Origin of the sequence: Pseudomonas sp. GL-R-19, assembly GCF_019956375.1 — a bacterium.
GTDB lineage: Bacteria > Pseudomonadota > Gammaproteobacteria > Pseudomonadales > Pseudomonadaceae > Aquipseudomonas.
In genome coordinates this window covers 137413-157659 of sequence record NZ_JAHBDJ010000055.1, presented here as the reverse complement: position 1 = coordinate 157659, position 20247 = coordinate 137413, and the positions used below count along the sequence as shown (strand labels likewise).

Below are 20247 nucleotides of genomic sequence, written 5' to 3'. Positions count from 1 at the left end.
AGCGAAGCGCGAAGCGCAAAGATTATTTCTTCAGGTCTTCGGCGCCTTGCAGCGGTTCGTCGCCGAGCAGCAGATCCTTGTCATGGCTGACCAGTTCCTCTTCGAACATGCGCCAGATGTGGTCGTCCTGGGTGCCGAGCAACTCGATAAAACGCCGGCCTTCGATCTTGTCGCTCAACTGGCCGATGTAGCGGCCCTGTTCGGTTTCGCTGCGGGCCAGGGTGATCTTGCGATCCTTTTCCGGCTGGGTCGGCGAGATCAGGTTCAGCTCCAGGGTCTTGGGCTGGCTCTCGCCGCTCAGGCGCAGGTCAACCTCGCCGGTCACGTCATCGAGATGAACGCTGGCGCGCATTTTCAGGGTCTGGGCCAGCAGCTCACGGTCGAGGGAGCGGTTGATGCCTTTGCCAGCCTCGTAGTAGTTGTCGTTGACCAGGTTGTCCGGGTTGTTCACCGCGATGGTCACCATGGACAAGGTCAAGGCCACCGAGCAGGCGAGGATCCCGATGATGATCCACGGCCAAAGGTGCTTGTACCAGGGGCTTGCGGCAGTTGCTGCGGGCATGTTCAGTTCTCTCAACGAATTTGTGGGCCGATGAACCGGCTCTTGGCTTCAATGTGAACGCTGTCGTCATCGGCATCCTTGAGGATGAATTTCACCTCGTTGGTGCTCGAGGGCAGTTTTTCCGGCGCGACGGACAGCTCGGCAGGCTGGCTGACGATCTCGCCGGCCGCGACCTTGATCTCGCGCCGGCCTTGCAATTTGAGATCCGGCAGGCCAGAGGCTTCGAGCACATAGGTATGGTCGCGCTGGTCCTTGTTCATGATTTTCAGGCTGTAGACGTTTTCGATCCGGCCTTCGGCGTTCTCGCGGTACAGCACGCGGTCCTTGCTGACATCGAAACCCACCAGCGCACGCATGAAGAATGCCGTCGCCAGCAAGCTGATCATCGCCAGCAGCACCACGGCATAGCCGATCAGGCGCGGGCGCAGTTTATGGGTTTTCTGCCCGGACAGGTTGTGCTCGGTGGTGTAGCTGATCAGCCCGCGCGGGTATTCCATCTTGTCCATGATGGCGTCACAGGCATCGATGCAGGCGGCGCAACCGATGCATTCGATTTGCAGGCCGTCACGTATGTCGATACCGGTCGGACAGACCTGGACGCACATGGTGCAGTCGATGCAGTCACCCAGGCCCTGAGCCTTGTAGTCGATGCCTTTTTTACGTGGGCCACGGCTTTCGCCACGGCGCGGATCGTAGGAAACGATCAGGGTGTCCTTGTCGAACATCACGCTCTGGAAGCGCGCGTACGGGCACATGTAGATGCACACCTGTTCGCGCAACCAGCCGGCATTGCCGTAAGTGGCGAGGGTGAAGAAGCCGACCCAGAAGTACGACCAGCCATCCGCCTGGCCGGTGAAGAAGTCGAATACCAGTTCGCGGATCGGCGAGAAGTAGCCGACGAAAGTCATGCCGGTGACGAAACCGATCAACAGCCACAGGGTGTGCTTGCTGAACTTGCGCAGGAACTTGTTGGCGCTCATCGGCGCCTTGTCGAGCTTGATGCGTTGGTTGCGGTCACCTTCGGTGACTTTTTCGCACCACATGAAAATCCAGGTCCAGACGCTTTGCGGGCAGGTATAACCGCACCAGACGCGGCCGGCGTACACGGTGATGAAGAACAGGCCGAACGCGGCGATGATCAGCATGCCGGACAGCAGAATGAAGTCCTGGGGCCAGAAGGTGGCGCCGAAAATGAAGAACTTGCGCTCCGGCAGGTTCCACCAGACGGCCTGATGACCGCCCCAGTTCAACCACACCGTGCCGAAATACAGCAGGAACAACAGGGCACCGCCAGTCATACGCAAGTTGCGGAACAGGCCGGTGAAGGCGCGGGTGTAGATTTTTTCTCGAGAGGCGTAGAGGTCGACGCTGTTGTTCGCGTTCTTGGCAGGTGGCGTGACGTCGTGTAGCGGAATCTGGTTGCTCATCATTGCATCCCACGGCAGTGGAAAAGTGCCTCGGTCAGTACGTGCCGACCGCGGTCAAAAAGGGGTGTTGCAGTGGCTCAATGATACGCCTGTCGCTCTAGCCTGCGGGTGCGACCTTTGGTCACGTTTGGCAAAATCATTTGATGGTGTAATGACTTGAATCAATTGACTTGGGAATTATGGCCGGTTTTGCGTATGTCGCCGGTCATTCGGCCCATGGGTTGATCAGTTGTACACCGCTGGACTGAAAGTCTGCGACATTGCGTGTAACGACGGTCAAACCATGAACCAGCGCCGTGGCCGCAATCAAGGCATCGCTTTCATTGGCTCTGTCGGGGACATGCAGACTGGCGCAGCGAATCGCTACGGCGGCATCGACGGGCAGGATTCGGGCGTCGAAGGCTGGCATGACGTGATGCTTCAACCAAGTGCGCAAGACTTTCCCTTGGGCGGGATCCCGGCGCTCCATTCGTAGAACGCCTGTCTCCAGTTCCTTCAAGGTGATAGCCGAAATGAACATGCGTGGAGAGATGACACTTTTGGCCCACGCAACGACGTTAGCGTCAGCCTGGGGTTTGCGTAGTTCAGAAATTACGTTGGTGTCGAGTAGAAACATCAGGACAGATCCACAGGGCGATGTTTGATCACGGCGCGCTCGGTTTCGAATTCGATATCGGCTGCGTCCGGCATCACCAGAAGTTCGACGATGTCGGCGTGGGTGCCGGTCAGTTTTTGGTAGTCCTCAATGCTTAGCAGTACATGGGCCGGTTTGCCTCGGTCGGTGATGAAAACAGGCCCCTGGCGAGTGGCTTTTTTGGCACCACTTGTGTCCTGGTTGAATTCGCGGCTGGAAATCGTGGTGATGGCCATCATGGTTGGCCCTCCTGAAATAGCTTTGTAGAAACGTTACTACCATGTGCAGCATTCGACAACCTCGCAGAAGGTGTCGGGCATGACCATCGGTCGAAACCCAGAGTCCGCTTTAAACAAAACGGCCCCGCCAATTCACATTGGCGGGGCCGTTTTTTGTTGCTTCAAGCGTTTGCCTTACTGGGCGTCAGCTGCCTTCTCACCGTGAGACAGGCTGTAGACGTAAGCGGCCAGCAGGTGAACCTTGTCGTTACCCTGCATCGCCTCTTGCGCAGGCATCTGGCCCTGACGGCCGTAACGGATGGTCTGCTGCAGTTGAGCGAAGCTCGAACCGTAGATGAACGCGGCCGGGTGAGTCAGGTCAGGCGCGCCCATCGCAGGCGTGCCTTTGCCTTCCGGACCGTGGCACGCCACGCAGTTGGTGGCGAACAGTTTCTGCCCGGCAACCGGGTCGGCCTTGGTGCCTTCCGGCAGCTTGCGGCCATCGAGGTTGGTCAGGACAAACGCGGCCACGTCGGCCACGCCTTGCTCGCCGATCACTTCAGCCCAGGCAGGCATCACGGCGTGACGGCCGCCCATGATGGTGGTCTTGATGGTTTGCGGCTCGCCGCCCCAGCGCCAGTCGGCGTCGGTCAGGTTAGGGAAACCATAGGCGCCCTTGGCGTCGGAACCATGGCAAACCGAGCAGTTGGAGGCGAACAGGCGGCCACCCATCTTCAGCGCTTGCGGGTCCTTGGCCACTTCCTCGATTGGCATGGCAGCGAACTTGGCGAAAATCGGACCGAACCTGGCGTCCGACCTGGCCATTTCCTTTTCCCACTCGTGAACGCCGGTCCAGCCGGTCTGGCCGTTGGCGAACGGGGTCTGCTTCTCGTTGTCGAGGTAGCCGTAACCCGGCAGCAGGCCTTTCCAGTTACCCAGGCCCGGATACAGCGCCAGGTAGCCCAGTGCGAAGATGATGGTGCCCACGAACAGCATGAACCACCATTTCGGCAGCGGGTTGTCGTACTCCGCGATCCCGTCGAAAGAGTGCCCGACTGTCTCGTCTGTCTGCTCGGTGCGCTGGCCCTTGCGGGTCGACAGCAGCAGCCAGGTCAGGGAAAAGATCGTACCGAGACTGAGGACTGTGACGTACAGACTCCAGAATGTAGTCATTCTTTGTTACTCCTAGAAGCTTGCTCGACGTGCTTGATGGCTTCGGGATCATCCGCGAAAGGCAGCAAGGTCGCGTCTTCAAACTCCGACTTGCGCTTGGGACTGAACACCCACAGTGCCAGTCCGATGAAGGCCACCATTACGACAACGGTGCCCAGGCCACGAATCATCCCGATATCCATCCAATTCACCGTTTGCTTTTGATGATGGTGCCCAGGCCTTGCAGATAGGCCACCAGCGCGTCCATTTCGGTTTTGCCCTTCACGGCATCCTTGGCACCGGCGATGTCTTCGTCGGTGTAAGGGACGCCGAGGGTGCGCAAGACCTCCATTTTTTTGGCGGTATCTTTGCCGTCGAGCTTGTTTTCCACGAGGAACGGGTAGGCCGGCATTTTCGACTCAGGCACGACGTTGCGCGGGTTGTACAAGTGCGCACGCTGCCAGTCATCGGAGTAACGACCGCCGACACGGGCCAGGTCCGGACCGGTACGCTTGGAACCCCACAGGAACGGGTGGTCCCAGACGCTTTCACCGGCGACCGAGTAATGGCCGTAGCGTTCGGTTTCAGCACGGAACGGACGGATCATCTGCGAGTGGCAGCCGACACAACCGTTGGCGATATAAATGTCCCGGCCTTCCAGTTCCAGGGCGGTGCGGGGCTTCATGCCCTCGACCGGCTTGTTGGTGACATCCTGGAAAAACAGCGGAACGATCTGGGTCAGGCCGCCGACGCTGACGGCAATGACCATGAAGAAGGCCAGCAGGCCAATATTCTTCTCGACTGCTTCATGCTTCATCAGTGAGCTCCAACTACGGCAATCTTGGCGGCGGCTTCGGCTTCAGCCGGGTTCGAGGCGCGTACGGTACGCAATACGTTGTAGGCCATGAACAGCATGCCGGTGGCGAAGAACGCACCGCCCAGGGCGCGAACGATGAAGCCCGGGTGGCTGGCTTGCAGCGCTTCGACGAACGAGTAGGTGAGGGTGCCGTCGTCGTTGATTGCACGCCACATCAGGCCCTGGGTGATGCCGTTGACCCACATCGAGGCGATGTACAGCACGGTACCGATGGTCGCGAGCCAGAAGTGGGTGTTGATCAGGGCAGTGCTGTGCATCTGCGCACGACCGAACAGTTTCGGGATCATGTGGTAGATGGCGCCGATCGAGATCATCGCAACCCAGCCCAAGGCGCCTGCGTGTACGTGGCCGATGGTCCAGTCGGTGTAGTGCGACAGCGAGTTGACGGTCTTGATGGCCATCATCGGGCCTTCGAAGGTCGACATGCCGTAGAACGCCAGGGAGACGACCAGGAAGCGCAGGATCGGGTCGGTGCGCAGCTTATGCCAGGCGCCCGACAGGGTCATCATGCCGTTGATCATGCCGCCCCAGCTCGGCGCGAGCAGGATGATCGACATCGCCATGCCCAGGGACTGAGCCCAGTCCGGCAGTGCGGTGTAGTGCAAGTGGTGCGGACCGGCCCAGATGTACAGGGTGATCAGCGCCCAGAAGTGCACGATCGACAGGCGATAGGAGTAGATCGGGCGCTCGGCCTGTTTCGGCACGAAGTAGTACATCATGCCCAGGAAACCGGTGGTCAGGAAGAAACCCACGGCGTTGTGGCCGTACCACCACTGGATCATCGCGTCCGTCGCGCCCGAGTAGGCCGAGTACGACTTGAACAGGCTGACCGGCAGCGACATGTGGTTGACGATATGCAGCATCGCCGTCACGACGATGAAGGCACCGTAGAACCAGTTACCGACATAGATGTGCTTGGTCTTGCGCTTGGTGATGGTGCCGAAGAACACCAGACCGTAAGTAACCCAGACGATGGCCAGCAGAATAGCCAGGGGCCATTCCAGTTCCGCGTATTCCTTGGTGGTGGTGTAACCCAGCGGCAAGGTCACGATCGCGCCGACGATCACCGCTTGCCATCCCCAGAAGGTAAAGGCGGCGAGGCTGTCGGAAATCAGTCGCGTTTGGCAGGTTCGCTGCACGACGTAATAAGAAGTGGCAAACAGTGCACATCCACCGAAGGCGAAAATCACCAGGTTGGTGTGCAACGGGCGCAGGCGTCCAAAGCTCGTCCATGGCAGACCGAAGTTCAACTCCGGCCAGACCAGTTGCGAGGCGATGAAGACACCGAGCCCCATGCCAAGGATCCCCCAGACCACCGTCATGATGGCGAACTGGCGGACTACCTTATAGTTATAAGCAGTCGGACTGATTGCTGTGCTCATTCTAAGGTTCCACGGTTTGGGTGTTTTATTAGGATTAAAAATCGGCCGCAAGTATGGAGAAAGCAAGGGGTCATTGCAACGCGCCATGACCTGGGTCAATGCGTTCAAAAGCTGATTCTGCGGCCTTTCCATGCGCCGCGTAAGGACAAAATTGCCCGCGGGCAAAACGTCCCGGCGGACTGATCAGGTGAGGGGGTCAGGTCGGATGTAACGGGGTGTGTTCAAACGCAACGTTTGGCTGACCGAAGGCAATTGGTGCGACAGCCGGTATCTACCAGCCTTTGCGGCCTGTCATCGGGCAGATTCGTCGAACACATCGTTCAGGGTCGACCTGGAACCGGCACCGGCCAGTCCGCATCGGGGGAAGCTTAGACTCGAATCCGGGGATCCGAAAGGAAGAGTCACAGAGGGTGCGACAATGCGTCGCAAAGGGGCAGGGAACTGCCGCATCCGGGAGAATGCAGCAGCAGAGCGGTCGGGATTTATTTGCGGTTGTCTTCAGCCTGTAAGCGCTCGGTATTCAAGCCGTGGGACAGGCTGTACACATACGCGGCCAGCAATTGCACTTTGTCATTGCCGAGCAGTTCGGCCTGTGCTGGCATATGGCCCTGGCGGCCGTGCCGAATCGTCTGTTCAAGCTGCGTCAGGCTCGTCCCGTAGATGAAGCCGGTCGGGTGCGTCAGGTTCGGTGCGCCCATGGCTTCAGTGCCCTGGCCGTTAGCACCATGGCAAGCCACGCAGGTGGTGCTGAACGCTTGCTGTCCGGCCTGCAGATCGGCTTTGCTGTCGGCAGGCAATGGCAGCTTGGCCAGGCCGTGGCGCACATACGCGGCGACGTTCTTCACACCATCTTCCCCCAGGACTTCACCCCAGGCCGGCATCATCGCCATCCGGCCACCCATGATGGTGGTCTTGATGGTTTCTGCATTGCCGCCCCAGCGCCAGTCGCTGTCGGTCAGGTTGGGGAAACCGTATGCACCCTTGGCATCCGAGCCGTGGCACACCGAGCAGTTGGAGGCAAACAGGCGGCCGCCCATTTTCAGCGCTTGCGGGTCCTTGGCCACTTCTTCCACAGGCATCGCCGCGAATTTGGCGAAGATCGGCCCGAACTTCGTGTCAGCCTTGGCCATCTCCTTTTCCCATTCGTGCACGCCGGTCCAGCCGTTCTCATAGCCGGGGAGAACGCCTTTCCAGTTGCCCAGGCCCGGATAAAGGATCAGGTAGCCGATGGCAAACACCAGCGTGCCGGCAAACAGCATGAACCACCATTGCGGCAACGGGTTGTCGTATTCCTCGATGCCGTCGAAGCTGTGGCCCATGGTCTGGTCGACGCTGCCCTTGGTTTCACCCTTGCGGGTACCGATCAGCAGCCAGGTCAGGCCGATCAGGCTGCCGATGGTCAGTACGCAGATCCACGTACTCCAGAAGGTGGTCATGGGCGGGTACTCCTTGTGACAGGTTCTTCAGTAATGTCGGGTTGTGGCTCGTCGGCGAACGGCAGCAGGCGTGCTTCGGCGAATTCCGGGCCGCGCTTGCCGTTGAATACCCACAGGGTCAGGCCGATGAACGCGACGAACACCACGACGGTGCCCAGGCCGCGGATCATTCCAGTGCTCAATTCAAACATTGCTCACCTCTTGCTCTTGATCGCAGTGCCGAGCACTTGCAGGTAGGCGACCAGCGCATCCATCTCGCTCTTGCCTTTGAGCGAAGCGACAGCGCCGGTAATGTCCTCGTCGGTGTACGGCACGCCCAGGGTGCGCATGGCCTTGATCTTGGTTTCGGTATGACTGCTGTCGAGTTGGTTGGCCACCAACCACGGGTAGGCCGGCATCTTCGACTCCGGCACGACGTTGCGCGGGTTGTACAAATGCGCGCGGTGCCAGTCATCCGAGTAACGCGCACCGACTCGCGCCAGGTCTGGCCCGGTGCGTTTCGAGCCCCAGAGGAACGGATGATCCCAGACGCTTTCGCCGGCCACCGAGTAGTGCCCGTAGCGTTCAGTCTCGGCACGGAACGGGCGGATCATCTGCGAGTGACAGCCGACGCAGCCTTCGCGGATGTAGATGTCGCGACCTTCCAGTTGCAGCGCGGTGTAGGGCTTCATGCCTTCCACCGGTTTGTTGGTCACGTCCTGGAAGAACAGCGGGACGATCTGGGTCAGGCCACCGATGCTCACGGCCAGGATCATCAGCAGCAGCAACAGGCCGACGTTTTTCTCGATAGTTTCGTGTTTCATGGCGGACTCCTCAGGCCATCTGCGCGGCAGCGGCGACTTCGGCAGGCTGCGAGGCCCGCACGGTGCGCCAGGTGTTGTAGGCCATCAGGAACATGCCGCTGAGGAAGATCGCGCCACCCACCAGCCGCACGACGAAGCCAGGGTGGCTGGCCACCAGAGTTTCGACGAAGGAGTAAGTCAGCGTGCCGTCCTCGTTCACCGCACGCCACATCAGGCCCTGGGCGATGCCGTTGACCCACATCGAGGCGATGTACAGAACCGTGCCGATGGTGGCGAGCCAGAAATGCGCGTTGATCAGGCCGATGCTGTGCATCTGCTCGCGGCCGAAGACTTTCGGGATCATGTGGTACAGCGCGCCGATGGAGATCATCGCCACCCAGCCCAGGGCGCCGGCGTGTACGTGGCCGATGGTCCAGTCGGTGTAGTGGGAGAGGGCGTTGACGGTCTTGATCGCCATCATCGGCCCTTCGAAGGTCGACATGCCGTAGAACGCCAGCGACACCACGAGGAAGCGCAGGATCGGGTCGCTGCGCAACTTATGCCAGGCGCCCGACAGGGTCATCATGCCGTTGATCATCCCGCCCCAGCTCGGTGCCAGCAGGATCAGCGACATCACCATGCCCAGCGACTGCGCCCAGTCCGGTAGCGCGGTGTAGTGCAAGTGGTGCGGACCTGCCCAGATGTACAGGGTGATCAGCGCCCAGAAGTGCACGATCGACAGGCGATAGGAATACACCGGGCGCTCGGCCTGTTTCGGCACGAAGTAGTACATCATCCCCAGGAAACCGGCGGTGAGGAAAAAGCCCACGGCGTTATGCCCGTACCACCATTGCACCATCGCATCGGTGGCACCGGAGTACAGGGAGTAGGACTTGGTGAAGCTGACCGGCAATTCCATGTTGTTGACGATGTGCAGGATCGCCACGGTGACGATGAACGCACCGAAGAACCAGTTGCCGACATAGATGTGCTTGGTCTTGCGCTGCATGATCGTGCCGAAGAACACGATGGCGTAGGCGACCCAGACGATGGTGATCAGGATGTCGATCGGCCATTCCAGTTCCGCGTATTCCTTGGAGCTGGTGTAGCCCAGCGGCAGGCTGATGGCCGCGAGCAAAATTACAAGCTGCCAGCCCCAGAAACAGAAGGCCGCAATTGCGGGAGCAAATAAGCGTGTTTGGCACGTCCGTTGTACGGAGTACAACGAACTGGCGAACAACGCACAGCCGCCGAAGGCGAAGATCACCGCGTTGGTGTGCAGCGGGCGCAAGCGGCCGAAGCTGGTCCACGGCAAATTGAAGTTGAGTTCGGGCCAGACCAACTGGGCAGCGAGAAAAACCCCGAGCCCCATGCCGACGATGCCCCACACCACCGTCATAATGGCGAATTGGCGGACCACCTTGTAGTTGTAGGCGGTACTGATAGAAGTGTTCATGGTTCCCCATCCACGGTTCAGCCGAAGTGAGCGCGCAGCGCAAGGCAATGCACTCTTCGGCCGGAGTTATAGGCAGACTGAAAGCGAGGCAAGCATGGACAAAGGGCACAAGGCCGGTATTGACGGGGATCAATGGGCGCAGTGCGTGCGTGATCATGGATGGTTGTGGAATGCCGCCGCTGGCAAGGCTGCGACGACGCTGATCCTCGCCCACGGCGCCGGCGCACCGATGGACAGCGACTGGATGAGCGACATGGCTGCACGCCTCGCCGTTCAAGGCCTCAACGTGTTGCGCTTCGAGTTTCCCTACATGGCGCAGCGGCGCCTCGACGGCGGCAAACGCCCGCCGAACCCGGCGCCGAAACTGCTGGAATGCTGGCGCGAGGTGTATGCCCAGGTGCGACGCCATGTCACTGGGCCGCTGGCCATTGGCGGCAAGTCCATGGGCGGTCGCATGGCCAGCCTGCTGGCGGATGAATTGGGGGCGGATGCGCTGGTGTGCCTGGGCTATCCGTTTTATGCGGTGGGCAAGCCGGAGAAACCACGGGTCGAACATCTGGCCGGGCTGAAGACTCGGACCTTGATCGTGCAGGGCGAGCGCGATGCACTGGGCAATCGCGAGGCGGTCGAGGGGTATGCGCTATCGCCGAGTATCGAGGTGTTCTGGCTGGTGGCGGGGGATCATGACTTGAAGCCATTGAAGGCTTCGGGGTTTAGCCATGAGCAGCATTTGACGGCTGCGGCGGGGAAGGTTGCAGCATTTTTGTGAGAGGCAAGATCAAAAGATCGCAGCCTTCGGCAGCTCCTACAGGAGATTGCGATCCCATGTAGGAGCTGGCTTGCCAGCGAAGGCGGTCTGAAGCCTTACCGGTTAAACCGCTCCACCAACGAATACTGGGTATTGGCCGTCTTGGTCAGCTCTTCACTCAGCAACGCCGAGTTCTGTGCCTGTTCCGAGGTCTGGTCCGCCAGGTCCGAAATGTTGCTGATGTTGCGGCTGATTTCTTCGGCCACGGCACTTTGCTCTTCGGTCGCGGCAGCGATCTGGGTGGTCATGTCGGTAATGTTGGCCACCGCTTCGCTGATCCCCACCAGTGCCTGGTCCGCTTCCAGTACCCGCGCCACGCCTTCTTCCGCCTGACGATGTCCGGCTTCCATGGTCTGCACGGCAGTACTGGCGGTTTGCTGGAGCTTGGCGATCAGCGCATGAATCTGCCCGGTGGATTCGCTGGTGCGTTGCGCCAGCTGACGGACTTCGTCGGCCACCACCGCAAAACCACGACCCATCTCGCCGGCACGGGCCGCTTCGATGGCAGCGTTCAGCGCCAGCAGGTTGGTCTGGTCGGCGATGCCTTTGATCACGTCGACCACGCCACCGATTTCGTTGCTGTCCTTGGCCAGTTGAGTCACGGTCACGCCGGTTTCACCGACCACCACCGACAGGCGCTGGATGGCTTCACGGGTTTCCCCGGCGATGTCGCGACCACGACCGGTCAGGCGATTGGCTTCCTGGGTGGCATCGGCGGTGCGTTGTACGTGGCTGGCGACTTCCTGGGTGGTAGCGGCCATCTGGTTGACCGCGGTAGCCACTTGCTCGGTTTCGACCCGTTGGCGTTCCAGGCCGCTGGAACTGTTGTGTGCCAGGGCATCGGACTGCCTGGCCTGATCGGTCAGGTGTTCGGCCGTGTCCTGCAGGCGGGTCAGGCAGGTTTTCAGGCGTGCCTCCTGACTGAGGATGGACATTTCCAGGCGCGCCTGGGCGCCGCGACTGTCGGTGTACATCTGTGCGATCAACGGATCGGAGGTGGTCTGCTCGGCCAGGCGCAGCAAACGCTTGAGGCCACGTTGTTGCCACTGAAGGCCCATCAGGCCCAGCGGCACCGAGAGCCCTGCTGCCAGGGCAAACCCCCAATGGGAGTTCAGCGACGCACCGATCATGAAGCTCAATTGGCTGACCAGAATGAACGGCAGCCAGTCCTGCAGGATCGGCAACCATTTATCCGAGGAGGGAACGGCCGACTTGCCCTGGTTGATGCGTTGGTAGAGCGCTTCGGCGCGGCGGATCTGTTCGGCGGTGGGCTTGACCCGCACCGACTCGTAACCGATCACCTGATTGCCTTCGAAGATCGGTGTCACATAGGCGTTCACCCAGTAATGATCACCGCTCTTGCAGCGATTCTTGACAATGCCCATCCATGGCAAGCCTTGTTTGAGTGTGCCCCACATGTGCGCGAACACCGCGGCCGGGACGTCGGGGTGACGGACCAGGTTGTGCGGTGCACGGATCAGCTCCTCTCGGGTAAATCCGCTGATTTCGACAAAGTCGTCGTTGCAGTAGGTGATCATGCCCTTGGCATCGGTGGTGGAAATCAACCGTTGCTGAGCCGGGAAGGTCCGCTCGCGCTGTGTAATTGGCTGGTTGTTACGCATGGCTTTTTCAATCCGCAAGGCTTTCAAGCGTTGTCGGCTGCGTCGCGGATTTATTGAATGTTTTTTAAGAGCCCGACGTGTGTCTCAATTTCGCCCTGCGTTGAAAGGATTGACCTGCCCAGCGGTTGAACTTTTCAGGTTTCCCTTAATGAACCCGGCGCGTATGATTCGCGGCTATTTTGCGCATGGCGTTATTTTTAGTCAGGTAGGAAGCGGTACATAACATTCAGGGTGTCGCCGGGTTTCCTGCATTTAGATTAATGGAATTTGATTGTTGTTCAGCTTTTGGAAAAGGGCTGGGGATGAATAGGGCGAGTAGCAATGCGTAAGAAAGTTGCAATCATAGGGACGTCGTTCCGTTTTCCAGGCTCTACTTCTGCAACTTTTTGGCCGCACCTGCTGGACAGGCAGAGCTTTATTACCCAAGCGGATTTTTCTCGCTGGTCCAAGGACGAGTTCCTGCACCCGGACAAGGCAAACCCTGCAACGTCGTACACGTTTGCTTCCGGTTCCCTGGGCGACATTTCTACTTTCGATGCCGGATTCTTCAATATTTCTCCTCGTGAAGCGGCGGTCATGGACCCTCAGCAGCGTTTATTGCTGGAGCTTGGCTGGGAAGTGTTCGAGAACGCCGGTGTCAAACCGTCGAGCCTGCGTGGCAGCGATTGCGGTGTTTACCTGGGGATCGCCAGTGTCGACTACGGCTATCGCCTGACGCACGACATGTCGACGATCGATGCGTCAACCGCCACCGGCAATACCTTCAGTATCGCGGCCAACCGGCTATCTTTTTTTTATGACCTTCAAGGCCCGAGCATGGCCATCGACACGGCGTGCTCTTCCTCCCTGATGGCCTTTCACCAGGCTTGCCAGGCCATTCAGAACGGCGATATCGAACAGGCGATCACCGGTGGTGTCAGCCTGCATCTTCACCCTTTTGGCTTCTTGATCTTTTCCAAGGCTTCAATGTTGTCGCGCACGGGGCAATGTCATGTGTTCGATGAGTCTGCAGATGGCTATGTCCGTTCTGAAGGCGCGGGGCTTTTCTATCTGAAGGATTACGACAAGGCGATCGAGGACGCAAACCAGATCCTCGCGGTCGTTGCCGGCAGTGCGGCTAATACCGATGGGCGAAAGTCGAGTTTGACCGTCCCGAGCGCGGATGCGCAGATAGCCCTGATGAAGCAGGCCTACGACAGTGCCGGCATCAGTGCGGCAGACATTGACTACCTGGAAGCTCACGGTACGGGCACGCCAGTGGGCGATCCTATCGAGAGTCGGGCTATCGGTGAGGCGCTGGGGCAGCAGCGCCCGGCGGATCAGCCACTGCTGATCGGTTCGATCAAAAGCAACATCGGGCACCTTGAGGCAGCCTCGGGTGTCGCCGGTTTGATGAAGGCGCTGTATTGCGTGATCGAACGCAAGGTGCCCGCCACCATCGGCATCAAGAAGCTCAATCCGAACATTCCTTTCGCTGACCTCAACCTGAGTGTGGTCACTGAAACCCAAGCGCTCAAACCCAGCGGAAAACTGGTGGTCGGTGTCAACTCTTTCGGTTTCGGCGGGGCCAACGCCCACGTCATCCTGGAAAGTCCGCCACAGGCGCCGCAGGCCCCGCGCCAGATGGGTCAGTCAGTGCCGCTGATTGTTTCTGCCAAGGACAACGCGGCCTTGGCGGCCCAGTCCGAACAGCTCGCGCAATTTTTGTCCGGGCCGGATGCGGCAAGCCTTTACGACGTGGCCTACCAGTCGATGTTTCGCCGCGAGTTGCTCCCGCAACGGGTGGTGGTGGTCGGTGCGGATGCTCAACGCAGCGCTCAGACGCTACTGGATTTCGTCACGGAACCGGGCGTTCCGGCGTTGTCGGCGGTACTGGAAAGTGGCCGTGTCCTGGATCAGGCAAAAGGGCCCGTGTTCGTCTTCTCCGGCAATGGATCGCAGTGGCAGGGCATGGGCAAGTCGTTGCTGGCCGATCCGGTTTTCCGTCAGGCGGTTGCCGAGGTGGACGCGTTTTTTCATGCGCTATCCGGCTATTCGTTGATCGCCGAACTGGCGGTCGAGCTGGGCGATGACCGCTATCAGTTGACTGAATTTGCGCAACCGGCGTTGTTTGCATTGCAAGTGGGCGTCACCCGCATGCTGGCCGAAAAAGGCGTAGTACCGGTGGCCGTCATTGGCCACAGCGTGGGTGAAGTCGCTGCCGCCTGGGCATGCGGAGCACTGACGCTGAACGACGCCACTCGTGTGATCTACCATCGCAGTCGCCTGCAAGGCTTGACCAAGGGTTGCGGCAACATGTCGGCGGTGGGGTTGTCGGGGGCGGACACTGCGAGCCTGTTGAAGACGCTCGACCTGGACAGCGAGTTGGTCGTCGCCGGCGAGAACAGTTTCAAGGGGGCGACCGTCGCCGGCCAGGTGGCGGCGCTGGAAACCCTGGAGCACGCGCTGACCGAGCGTCAGGTATTCGTTCGCCGTCTGGGTCTCGATTATGCGTTCCACTCGCCGGCCATGGATATGATCGCCGATCAAGTCATCGACGTGTTGAGCGACATCGTCCCGGGTCACACCAGAATTCCAATGTATTCGACCGTGACCGGCGACGTGCTCGCCGGTGAATGTCTGGACGCCGGGTACTGGTGGAAAAACATTCGTTATCCGGTGCTGTTCAAGTCCGCCAGTGAGGCGCTCGCCGAGCAGGGCTACAACGTATTCGTGGAGATCGGCCCGCACCCGATCCTGCGTGCCTATGTGGCCGATGCGATGGCCAGCCAGGAACTGGAAGGGGTGGTGATCCCGACGGTGCTGCGTGGTGAAGAAAATCCGCAGATGATTGATCGTACGCTGGCGAAGGTACTGATTGTCGGTGTCGACATCGATCTGCAATGCCTGTTTCCTCAACCCGGCCGTTTCGTGCAATTACCCAATTACGCCTGGCAGCGCGAACGTCACTGGCACACGGACACGCCCGAGTCTTCCGGCCACCTGAGCCGAGAGCGCGTCCATCCGCTGTTGGGTTATCTGCTGCCGGAGCATGAGTTCACCTGGGACAATCGCCTGGATACGCAACTGTTCCCGTCACTGGGCGACCACATGGTGGGCGACTCGGTGTTGTTCCCGGGCGCGGGTTTCACCGAAGTCGCACTCGCTGCTGCATTGCAGTATCAACCCGGTGAGTATGTGGAAATCGAAGAGCTGGAAATTCACAGCCCGCTCTTGCTTCACTCGGATTTCAGCAAAAAGGTCCGGGTGATGATCGACACCACCGACGGTGCCATTTCCATCGTGTCGCGCAGCACTGCCCAGGCTGAGCCGTGGGTGCAGCATGTGGTTGCCAGGCTTGTGGGTGAAGCGCGCGGCGGGTTGCTGGCCAGCACCGCTCCAGTCGTTCCAGCGCGCGCTCCTGATTTCACCTCGTCCGGGCACCTGGCGCTGACCCGTGCGGTGGGTCTCAATTATGGCCCGGCTTATCAAGCCGTCGAAGCAGGCTGGATCGACGGCAACCAGGTGTTGGCGCGGTTGACGGTCCCGGCCCCGATCGAGGCTGAACTCGCAACGTTGAATGTGCATCCGGCACTGCTGGACGGTGCCTTCCAGTTGATCACCCAACTGTTGGACCAGGAGGCCGACAGCCGCAAAGACCTGGCCTTTATCCCGGTGAAACTTGGGCGTATCGCCTTCGCTGCTGGCAGCCTGCCGCCTTGTCTGGCCCAGGTCACTCTGGTACGACGTTCAGCGCATTCCCTGTTGGCGGACTTCACGTTGTACGACGTCCATGGTCGCGCGGTCATCTGCATCAAGGACGTCCGCTTTCGTGGGGTTCGGCTGCACAAGGATCGCCGTGGCGACATCAAACTGGTGGACTTTGTCGGGGTTGCCAAACCCTATCCTGCGAATGAACGCGCATTGCCATTGGCGGACTCACGGTTGGAGGCGCAGCTGCAGCAGCACCTTTGCGCTATCGCGGATGATCCCGGATTGCGCCGTTATGCCGATGAAGTCGACCCTTTGCTCGACGGCCTGTGTGGCAGTTTCGTGCTGGAAGCCATCGAGAAGCTGGGCGGTGAGCTGACGCTGCAGCAGCGCTCCACCTGGGAAGCAGGAGGTTATCTTGAGCATCTTCTTGAGCAAGCGCTGGAGGATGGCAGCCTGGTTGCGACAGGCAATGGCGGCTGGCAGCTTGCCGATCAAGGCGAGCGAGCGAGTGCGCAAGACATCTGGCAGGAACTGTTCAGCAGCTATCCCGAACACTTCCAGATCATTCATTCGGTCGGCCGGATCGGCATGCATCTGCTGGAGCTGATCAGCGGTCAGGTGAAGATTGCGCAACTGCTGCCACGGGAAACCACGCCTGCCGTATTGACCCGCCTGGTGCTCGGCGCGTCCGGTCACCAAGCGTTGCTGGGCGGTCTGCGAGAACATATCGCCCAACGGTTGAGCGCTCTGCCTGACGGGCAGCGCCTGCGTATTCTCGAACTCGGTTTCGAGGGGGCACCACTGGCGGCAGACTTGTGTGTCGGCCTGGATTTTGACCGGGTCGATTATCAGTACTCTGCGCAGAACATTGAAATTGCATCGATGCTTCAGGCTGAGCTCCCGGAGCTTCAGATACTGAGTCTGGAGGCGTCGGAAAAAATCGCTCGGGTGCCGGCGAACGACTTCGATCTGGTCCTTGTCGCCACCGACCTGGCACCGCTGGAAGCTGTCAGTCAAGGCTTGCAACATGGCGCTGCAAGGCTGTGTGCCAATGGTGAAGTGCTGCTGTTGGCGCAACACCCTGCACGTTGGGCGGACTTCACATTTGGCGCCGAACCTTCCTGGTGGCTGGCCCGACAGGGGCAACAGGCGTTAGCGGTGCAACAGCCCCCGGGATTCTGGCAACAGGAATTGCGGCGTCATGGCCTGAAGGTGTCCGAGCCGCTGGAGTTCATTGCGGACTCGGCGTCTGGCTGCTATCTGTTGGTAGCCGCCGAAAATTCCGCGAAGACCCTTGTGGTTGCACGTGAGTATCCGCGCCAGAGCTGGTTGCTGGTAGCCGATGGGCAAGGTCCTGAAGCACCGTTTGCCCGGGCACTCGCCTCGATGTTGCGCGAGCAAGGTCAAGAGGCCGCGCTGCTCGCGCCTGGCTCGGCATCGGATCTGGCGCAACAGTTACGTGAACGTCCAGCGCTGCCTCAACACGTGGTAATGCTGGCGGGCCTGTTCGCACCCCAAGGGCTTGATGCCCAGGCTGACCGCTGCATGCACGCCGCAGCCATCACGCAAGCCTGTGAATCGGCCGGCGTCGCTGCGGATTGCTGGTTGCTGACCTCCGGCGCCGCCATCCATTTGTTACCGCAAGGCACCCGCCTGGATACGACTGTGCAAGGCATCGCCGATGCTGCCTTGTGGGGCTTCGGTCGGACGTTGACGAACGAAGCAGTCGGTTGTCGAGTTCGTCTGCTCGATCTGGCGATTGGCGCTGGCGTCGAGGCCCTGGTGCCGGCACTGCTCAATGCCGATGAAGAAACCGAACTGGCGATCAGCGCGGCGGGCGATCGGTATGTCGCACGGCTACGAATCCAGCCCGATGAGTTGCCAGGCAGTGCGCGGCTGGATGCGCCGACGCAGGTCAAGCTCGGCTTCGATTTGCCGGGGCAGTTGCGCAATCTGCGCTGGGAAGCACGAGCGGCGCTGGTGCCGGCAGACGATGAACTGGATATCGAGGTTCAGGCCACGGGTTTGAACTTCCGCGATGTTATGTACGCGTTGGGTCTGCTGTCTGATGAAGCGATCGAAAATGGCTTCTCGGGCCCGACGCTGGGCTTCGAGTTTGCCGGTGTGGTGCGTGGTAAAGGGGCGATGGTCGAGGGTGATTTCCAGCCGGGCGACCGTGTCGTCGGTTTTGGTCCGTCGAGCTTCGCCAATCGCCTGATCACCAACGCCAATGCTGTGGCGCGCATTCCTGAAGGCATGTCGTTTGAAGCGGCGGCGACCATTCCGAGTACTTTCTTCACCGTGTATTACGCCGTGCATCACCTAGCGCGGCTTGAACCGGGAGAGAAAATCCTGATTCACGGTGCCGCGGGCGGCGTCGGCATTGCCGCGATCCAGATTGCAAAATGGTGCGGCGCCGAAATCTACGCCACGGCGGGTAGCGACGAGAAGCGCGATTTCCTGCGCCTGTTGGGCGTCGAGCATATCTTCGACTCGCGTTCGCTGGCGTTTGCCGATGACATCCTGGCCATTACCGATGGCCGCGGCGTGGATGTAGTACTCAACTCCCTGGCGGGCGAGGCCATCAATCGCAATCTGCGGGTACTCAAGCCGTTTGGTCGCTTCCTCGAACTGGGCAAGCGCGACTTTTACCAGAACACCAAGATCGGCCTGCGGCCGTTCCGCAATAACATCAGCTACTTTGGCATCGATGCCGACCAGCTCATGAGCGAACGTCCGCAGCTGACCCGTCGGCTGTTTGGCGAAATGATGGCGTTGTTCCGCGACGGCATTTTGAGTCCGCTGCCTTATCGCGCCTTCGATGCCAATGAAGTCGTCGAAGCATTCCGCTACATGCAGCAGGCGCGGCAGATCGGCAAGATCGTCGTCACCTACCGCACACCGATCCAGCAGGTTTTCCACGCACCGGCGGCGCAGGCTCAGGCCTTGCAACTGGCCGCCGACGGCACCTACCTGGTGACGGGCGGGCTCAGCGGTTTCGGTCTGCGTACCGCGCAATGGCTGGTGGAGAAGGGCGCGCGTCACCTGGTGCTGCTCGGTCGTCGCGGTGCTGCTACCGAAGAAGCGCAGCCGTCGCTGGCGGCGTGGCGCGAGCAAGGTATCGAGGTGCAGGCGCTGGCTTGCGATATCACCGATAGCGCTCAATTGCGTAGCGTGCTGGCGAGCATCGAAGCCTCCAGGGCACCGTTGCGGGGCATCGTGCATGCGGCCACCGTGTTTGACGATGGGCTGATCCGCAACCTCAGCCAGGAGCAGTTGCAACGGGTGCTTGAACCCAAAGCCAAAGGCGCACAATTGCTGCATGAATTGACGGCCCATTTGCCGTTGGACTTCTTCGTGCTGTTCTCCTCGGCCACGACCCTGTTCGGCAACCCGGGGCAGGCCAACTACGTGGCGGCCAACCATTGGCTAGAAGCACTGGCGCGTCATCGCTTGTTGCAAGGGCTGCCGGCGACCGCCGTGCTGTGGGGCGCGATTGATGACGCCGGTTTCCTCGCGCGCAACCAGGACATCAAGGACGCCCTGCAAAGCCGTATGGGCGGCGCGGCCCTGCAGTCGCAAGCGGCCCTCGATACCCTGGAGAAGCTGTTGCTGCAACGGCGTTCCGGGCTGGGGGTGTTGGAACTCGACTGGAAGGCCTTGTCGCGTTTCTTGCCGGCGGCCGGTACACCGAAATTCACTGAACTGGCCAGGCTGCACAGCGGCGAGCAGGACGAAGAGAGCGATGTCGATGACATTCAGCGCCTGTTGGCGGAAATGAATGATCAGGAACTCACCGAACTGTTCGCCGAAATGCTCAAGCAGGAAATCAGTGAGATTTTGCGCATTCCTGCCAGCAAGCTCGACAGCAGCCGTCCGCTACAGGAGCTGGGGCTCGACTCGCTGATGAGTGTGGAGTTGGTGGTCGCGGTCGAAGAGCGCTTCGGCATTCGCTTGCCGGTGATGGAGCTGAGTGAAACTTCAAGCATCGCCAAACTCACTGTGCGTATCCTCGAACTGCTGCGCAGCCACCAGGACGCCGAGGCGGATTCCGGTAGCGAAGACAATTTGCAGATACTGACCGCCGATGCTTTGGCGCGCCATGGCGTCGATCTGTCCCAGGCCGAACTGGCCCTGGTCAGCGAAGGCGTGCGCAACCAGGGCTCCGACCTTTCCCGTTTGATCGACTGACACTGAC

At 60.1% G+C, this 20247-nt stretch carries 15 protein-coding genes; 2 read left to right on the top strand and 13 right to left on the bottom strand.

Annotated elements, in window-relative coordinates:
* Positions 1–22: 22 nt before the first annotated feature.
* The 12 genes from KGA83_RS24080 to ccoN (KGA83_RS24025) all read right to left on the bottom strand — a co-directional run bounded on the left by KGA83_RS24080 (position 23) and on the right by ccoN (KGA83_RS24025) (position 9926).
* Positions 23–562 carry a FixH family protein gene (locus KGA83_RS24080; RefSeq protein ID WP_108219172.1) on the bottom strand — a complete coding sequence of 180 codons (540 nt, stop codon included), beginning with the start codon at positions 560–562 and terminating at the stop codon, positions 23–25.
* Between the two features lie 11 nt (positions 563–573).
* Positions 574–1989 (bottom strand): cytochrome c oxidase accessory protein CcoG, encoded by a 1416-nt coding sequence (gene ccoG, locus KGA83_RS24075; protein WP_108219171.1) that lies wholly within the window; start codon positions 1987–1989, stop codon positions 574–576.
* A 205-nt stretch (positions 1990–2194) separates the two neighbouring features.
* Entirely contained in the window at positions 2195–2605 is a 411-nt protein-coding gene (locus KGA83_RS24070) for a type II toxin-antitoxin system VapC family toxin (protein ID WP_108219170.1), read from the bottom strand.
* Positions 2605–2859: a type II toxin-antitoxin system Phd/YefM family antitoxin gene (locus tag KGA83_RS24065; protein WP_177413331.1), complete on the bottom strand. Its 255-nt coding sequence runs from the start codon at positions 2857–2859 to the stop codon at positions 2605–2607. The genes KGA83_RS24070 and KGA83_RS24065 overlap by 1 nt, the downstream gene beginning before the upstream one ends.
* Positions 2860–3036: 177 nt before the next feature.
* The gene (ccoP, locus tag KGA83_RS24060) at positions 3037–4014 is read right to left on the bottom strand and encodes a cytochrome-c oxidase, cbb3-type subunit III (protein ID WP_108219168.1); all 978 of its coding nucleotides are present in this window, start codon (positions 4012–4014) and stop codon (positions 3037–3039) included.
* Positions 4011–4196: a CcoQ/FixQ family Cbb3-type cytochrome c oxidase assembly chaperone gene (locus KGA83_RS24055; protein ID WP_003175465.1), complete on the bottom strand. Its 186-nt coding sequence runs from the start codon at positions 4194–4196 to the stop codon at positions 4011–4013. The genes ccoP (KGA83_RS24060) and KGA83_RS24055 overlap by 4 nt, the downstream gene beginning before the upstream one ends.
* A gap of 5 nt (positions 4197–4201) precedes the next feature.
* Complete coding sequence (ccoO, locus tag KGA83_RS24050; protein ID WP_010456412.1) at positions 4202–4810, bottom strand: cytochrome-c oxidase, cbb3-type subunit II; 609 nt, start codon at positions 4808–4810, stop codon at positions 4202–4204.
* Positions 4810–6252 (bottom strand): cytochrome-c oxidase, cbb3-type subunit I, encoded by a 1443-nt coding sequence (gene ccoN, locus KGA83_RS24045; protein WP_223531075.1) that lies wholly within the window; start codon positions 6250–6252, stop codon positions 4810–4812. The genes ccoO (KGA83_RS24050) and ccoN (KGA83_RS24045) overlap by 1 nt, the downstream gene beginning before the upstream one ends.
* A gap of 482 nt (positions 6253–6734) precedes the next feature.
* Positions 6735–7688 (bottom strand): cytochrome-c oxidase, cbb3-type subunit III, encoded by a 954-nt coding sequence (gene ccoP / locus KGA83_RS24040; protein ID WP_108219166.1) that lies wholly within the window; start codon positions 7686–7688, stop codon positions 6735–6737.
* The gene (locus KGA83_RS24035) at positions 7685–7879 is read right to left on the bottom strand and encodes a cbb3-type cytochrome oxidase subunit 3 (protein WP_108219165.1); all 195 of its coding nucleotides are present in this window, start codon (positions 7877–7879) and stop codon (positions 7685–7687) included. The genes ccoP (KGA83_RS24040) and KGA83_RS24035 overlap by 4 nt, the downstream gene beginning before the upstream one ends.
* Positions 7880–7882: 3 nt before the next feature.
* A complete protein-coding gene (ccoO, locus tag KGA83_RS24030; protein WP_008020035.1) occupies positions 7883–8491 on the bottom strand; it encodes a cytochrome-c oxidase, cbb3-type subunit II in 609 nt (202 codons plus the stop codon).
* 10 nt (positions 8492–8501) lie between these two features.
* Positions 8502–9926, bottom strand: a complete 1425-nt coding sequence (gene ccoN, locus KGA83_RS24025; protein WP_108219164.1) for a cytochrome-c oxidase, cbb3-type subunit I — start codon at positions 9924–9926, stop codon at positions 8502–8504.
* Positions 9927–10020: 94 nt separating this feature from the next.
* Here ccoN (KGA83_RS24025) and KGA83_RS24020 point away from each other — a divergent pair, with 94 nt between their 5' ends.
* Positions 10021–10695: an alpha/beta family hydrolase gene (locus KGA83_RS24020; RefSeq protein WP_108219163.1), complete on the top strand. Its 675-nt coding sequence runs from the start codon at positions 10021–10023 to the stop codon at positions 10693–10695.
* A 95-nt stretch (positions 10696–10790) separates the two neighbouring features.
* Here KGA83_RS24020 and KGA83_RS24015 read toward each other — a convergent pair whose 3' ends face one another.
* Positions 10791–12356: a methyl-accepting chemotaxis protein gene (locus tag KGA83_RS24015; RefSeq protein ID WP_108219162.1), complete on the bottom strand. Its 1566-nt coding sequence runs from the start codon at positions 12354–12356 to the stop codon at positions 10791–10793.
* Positions 12357–12677: 321 nt separating this feature from the next.
* On the opposite strand from KGA83_RS24015, the gene KGA83_RS24010 reads away from it, so the two are divergent.
* A complete protein-coding gene (locus KGA83_RS24010; RefSeq protein WP_223531074.1) occupies positions 12678–20240 on the top strand; it encodes a type I polyketide synthase in 7563 nt (2520 codons plus the stop codon).
* Positions 20241–20247 lie beyond the last annotated feature (7 nt).

Coding starts and splice junctions, on each gene's coding strand:
- ccoP (WP_108219166.1), bottom strand. CDS start 7,688: ATGACCACCTTCTGGAGTACGTGGATCTGCGTACTGACCATCGGCAGC.
- KGA83_RS24020 (WP_108219163.1), top strand. CDS start 10,021: ATGGACAAAGGGCACAAGGCCGGTATTGACGGGGATCAATGGGCGCAG.
- KGA83_RS24065 (WP_177413331.1), bottom strand. CDS start 2,859: ATGGCCATCACCACGATTTCCAGCCGCGAATTCAACCAGGACACAAGT.
- KGA83_RS24070 (WP_108219170.1), bottom strand. CDS start 2,605: ATGTTTCTACTCGACACCAACGTAATTTCTGAACTACGCAAACCCCAG.
- KGA83_RS24010 (WP_223531074.1), top strand. CDS start 12,678: ATGCGTAAGAAAGTTGCAATCATAGGGACGTCGTTCCGTTTTCCAGGC.
- KGA83_RS24055 (WP_003175465.1), bottom strand. CDS start 4,196: ATGGATATCGGGATGATTCGTGGCCTGGGCACCGTTGTCGTAATGGTG.
- KGA83_RS24080 (WP_108219172.1), bottom strand. CDS start 562: ATGCCCGCAGCAACTGCCGCAAGCCCCTGGTACAAGCACCTTTGGCCG.
- KGA83_RS24035 (WP_108219165.1), bottom strand. CDS start 7,879: ATGTTTGAATTGAGCACTGGAATGATCCGCGGCCTGGGCACCGTCGTG.
- ccoO (WP_008020035.1), bottom strand. CDS start 8,491: ATGAAACACGAAACTATCGAGAAAAACGTCGGCCTGTTGCTGCTGCTG.
- ccoN (WP_223531075.1), bottom strand. CDS start 6,252: ATGAGCACAGCAATCAGTCCGACTGCTTATAACTATAAGGTAGTCCGC.
- ccoP (WP_108219168.1), bottom strand. CDS start 4,014: ATGACTACATTCTGGAGTCTGTACGTCACAGTCCTCAGTCTCGGTACG.
- ccoN (WP_108219164.1), bottom strand. CDS start 9,926: ATGAACACTTCTATCAGTACCGCCTACAACTACAAGGTGGTCCGCCAA.
- ccoG (WP_108219171.1), bottom strand. CDS start 1,989: ATGAGCAACCAGATTCCGCTACACGACGTCACGCCACCTGCCAAGAAC.
- ccoO (WP_010456412.1), bottom strand. CDS start 4,810: ATGAAGCATGAAGCAGTCGAGAAGAATATTGGCCTGCTGGCCTTCTTC.
- KGA83_RS24015 (WP_108219162.1), bottom strand. CDS start 12,356: ATGCGTAACAACCAGCCAATTACACAGCGCGAGCGGACCTTCCCGGCT.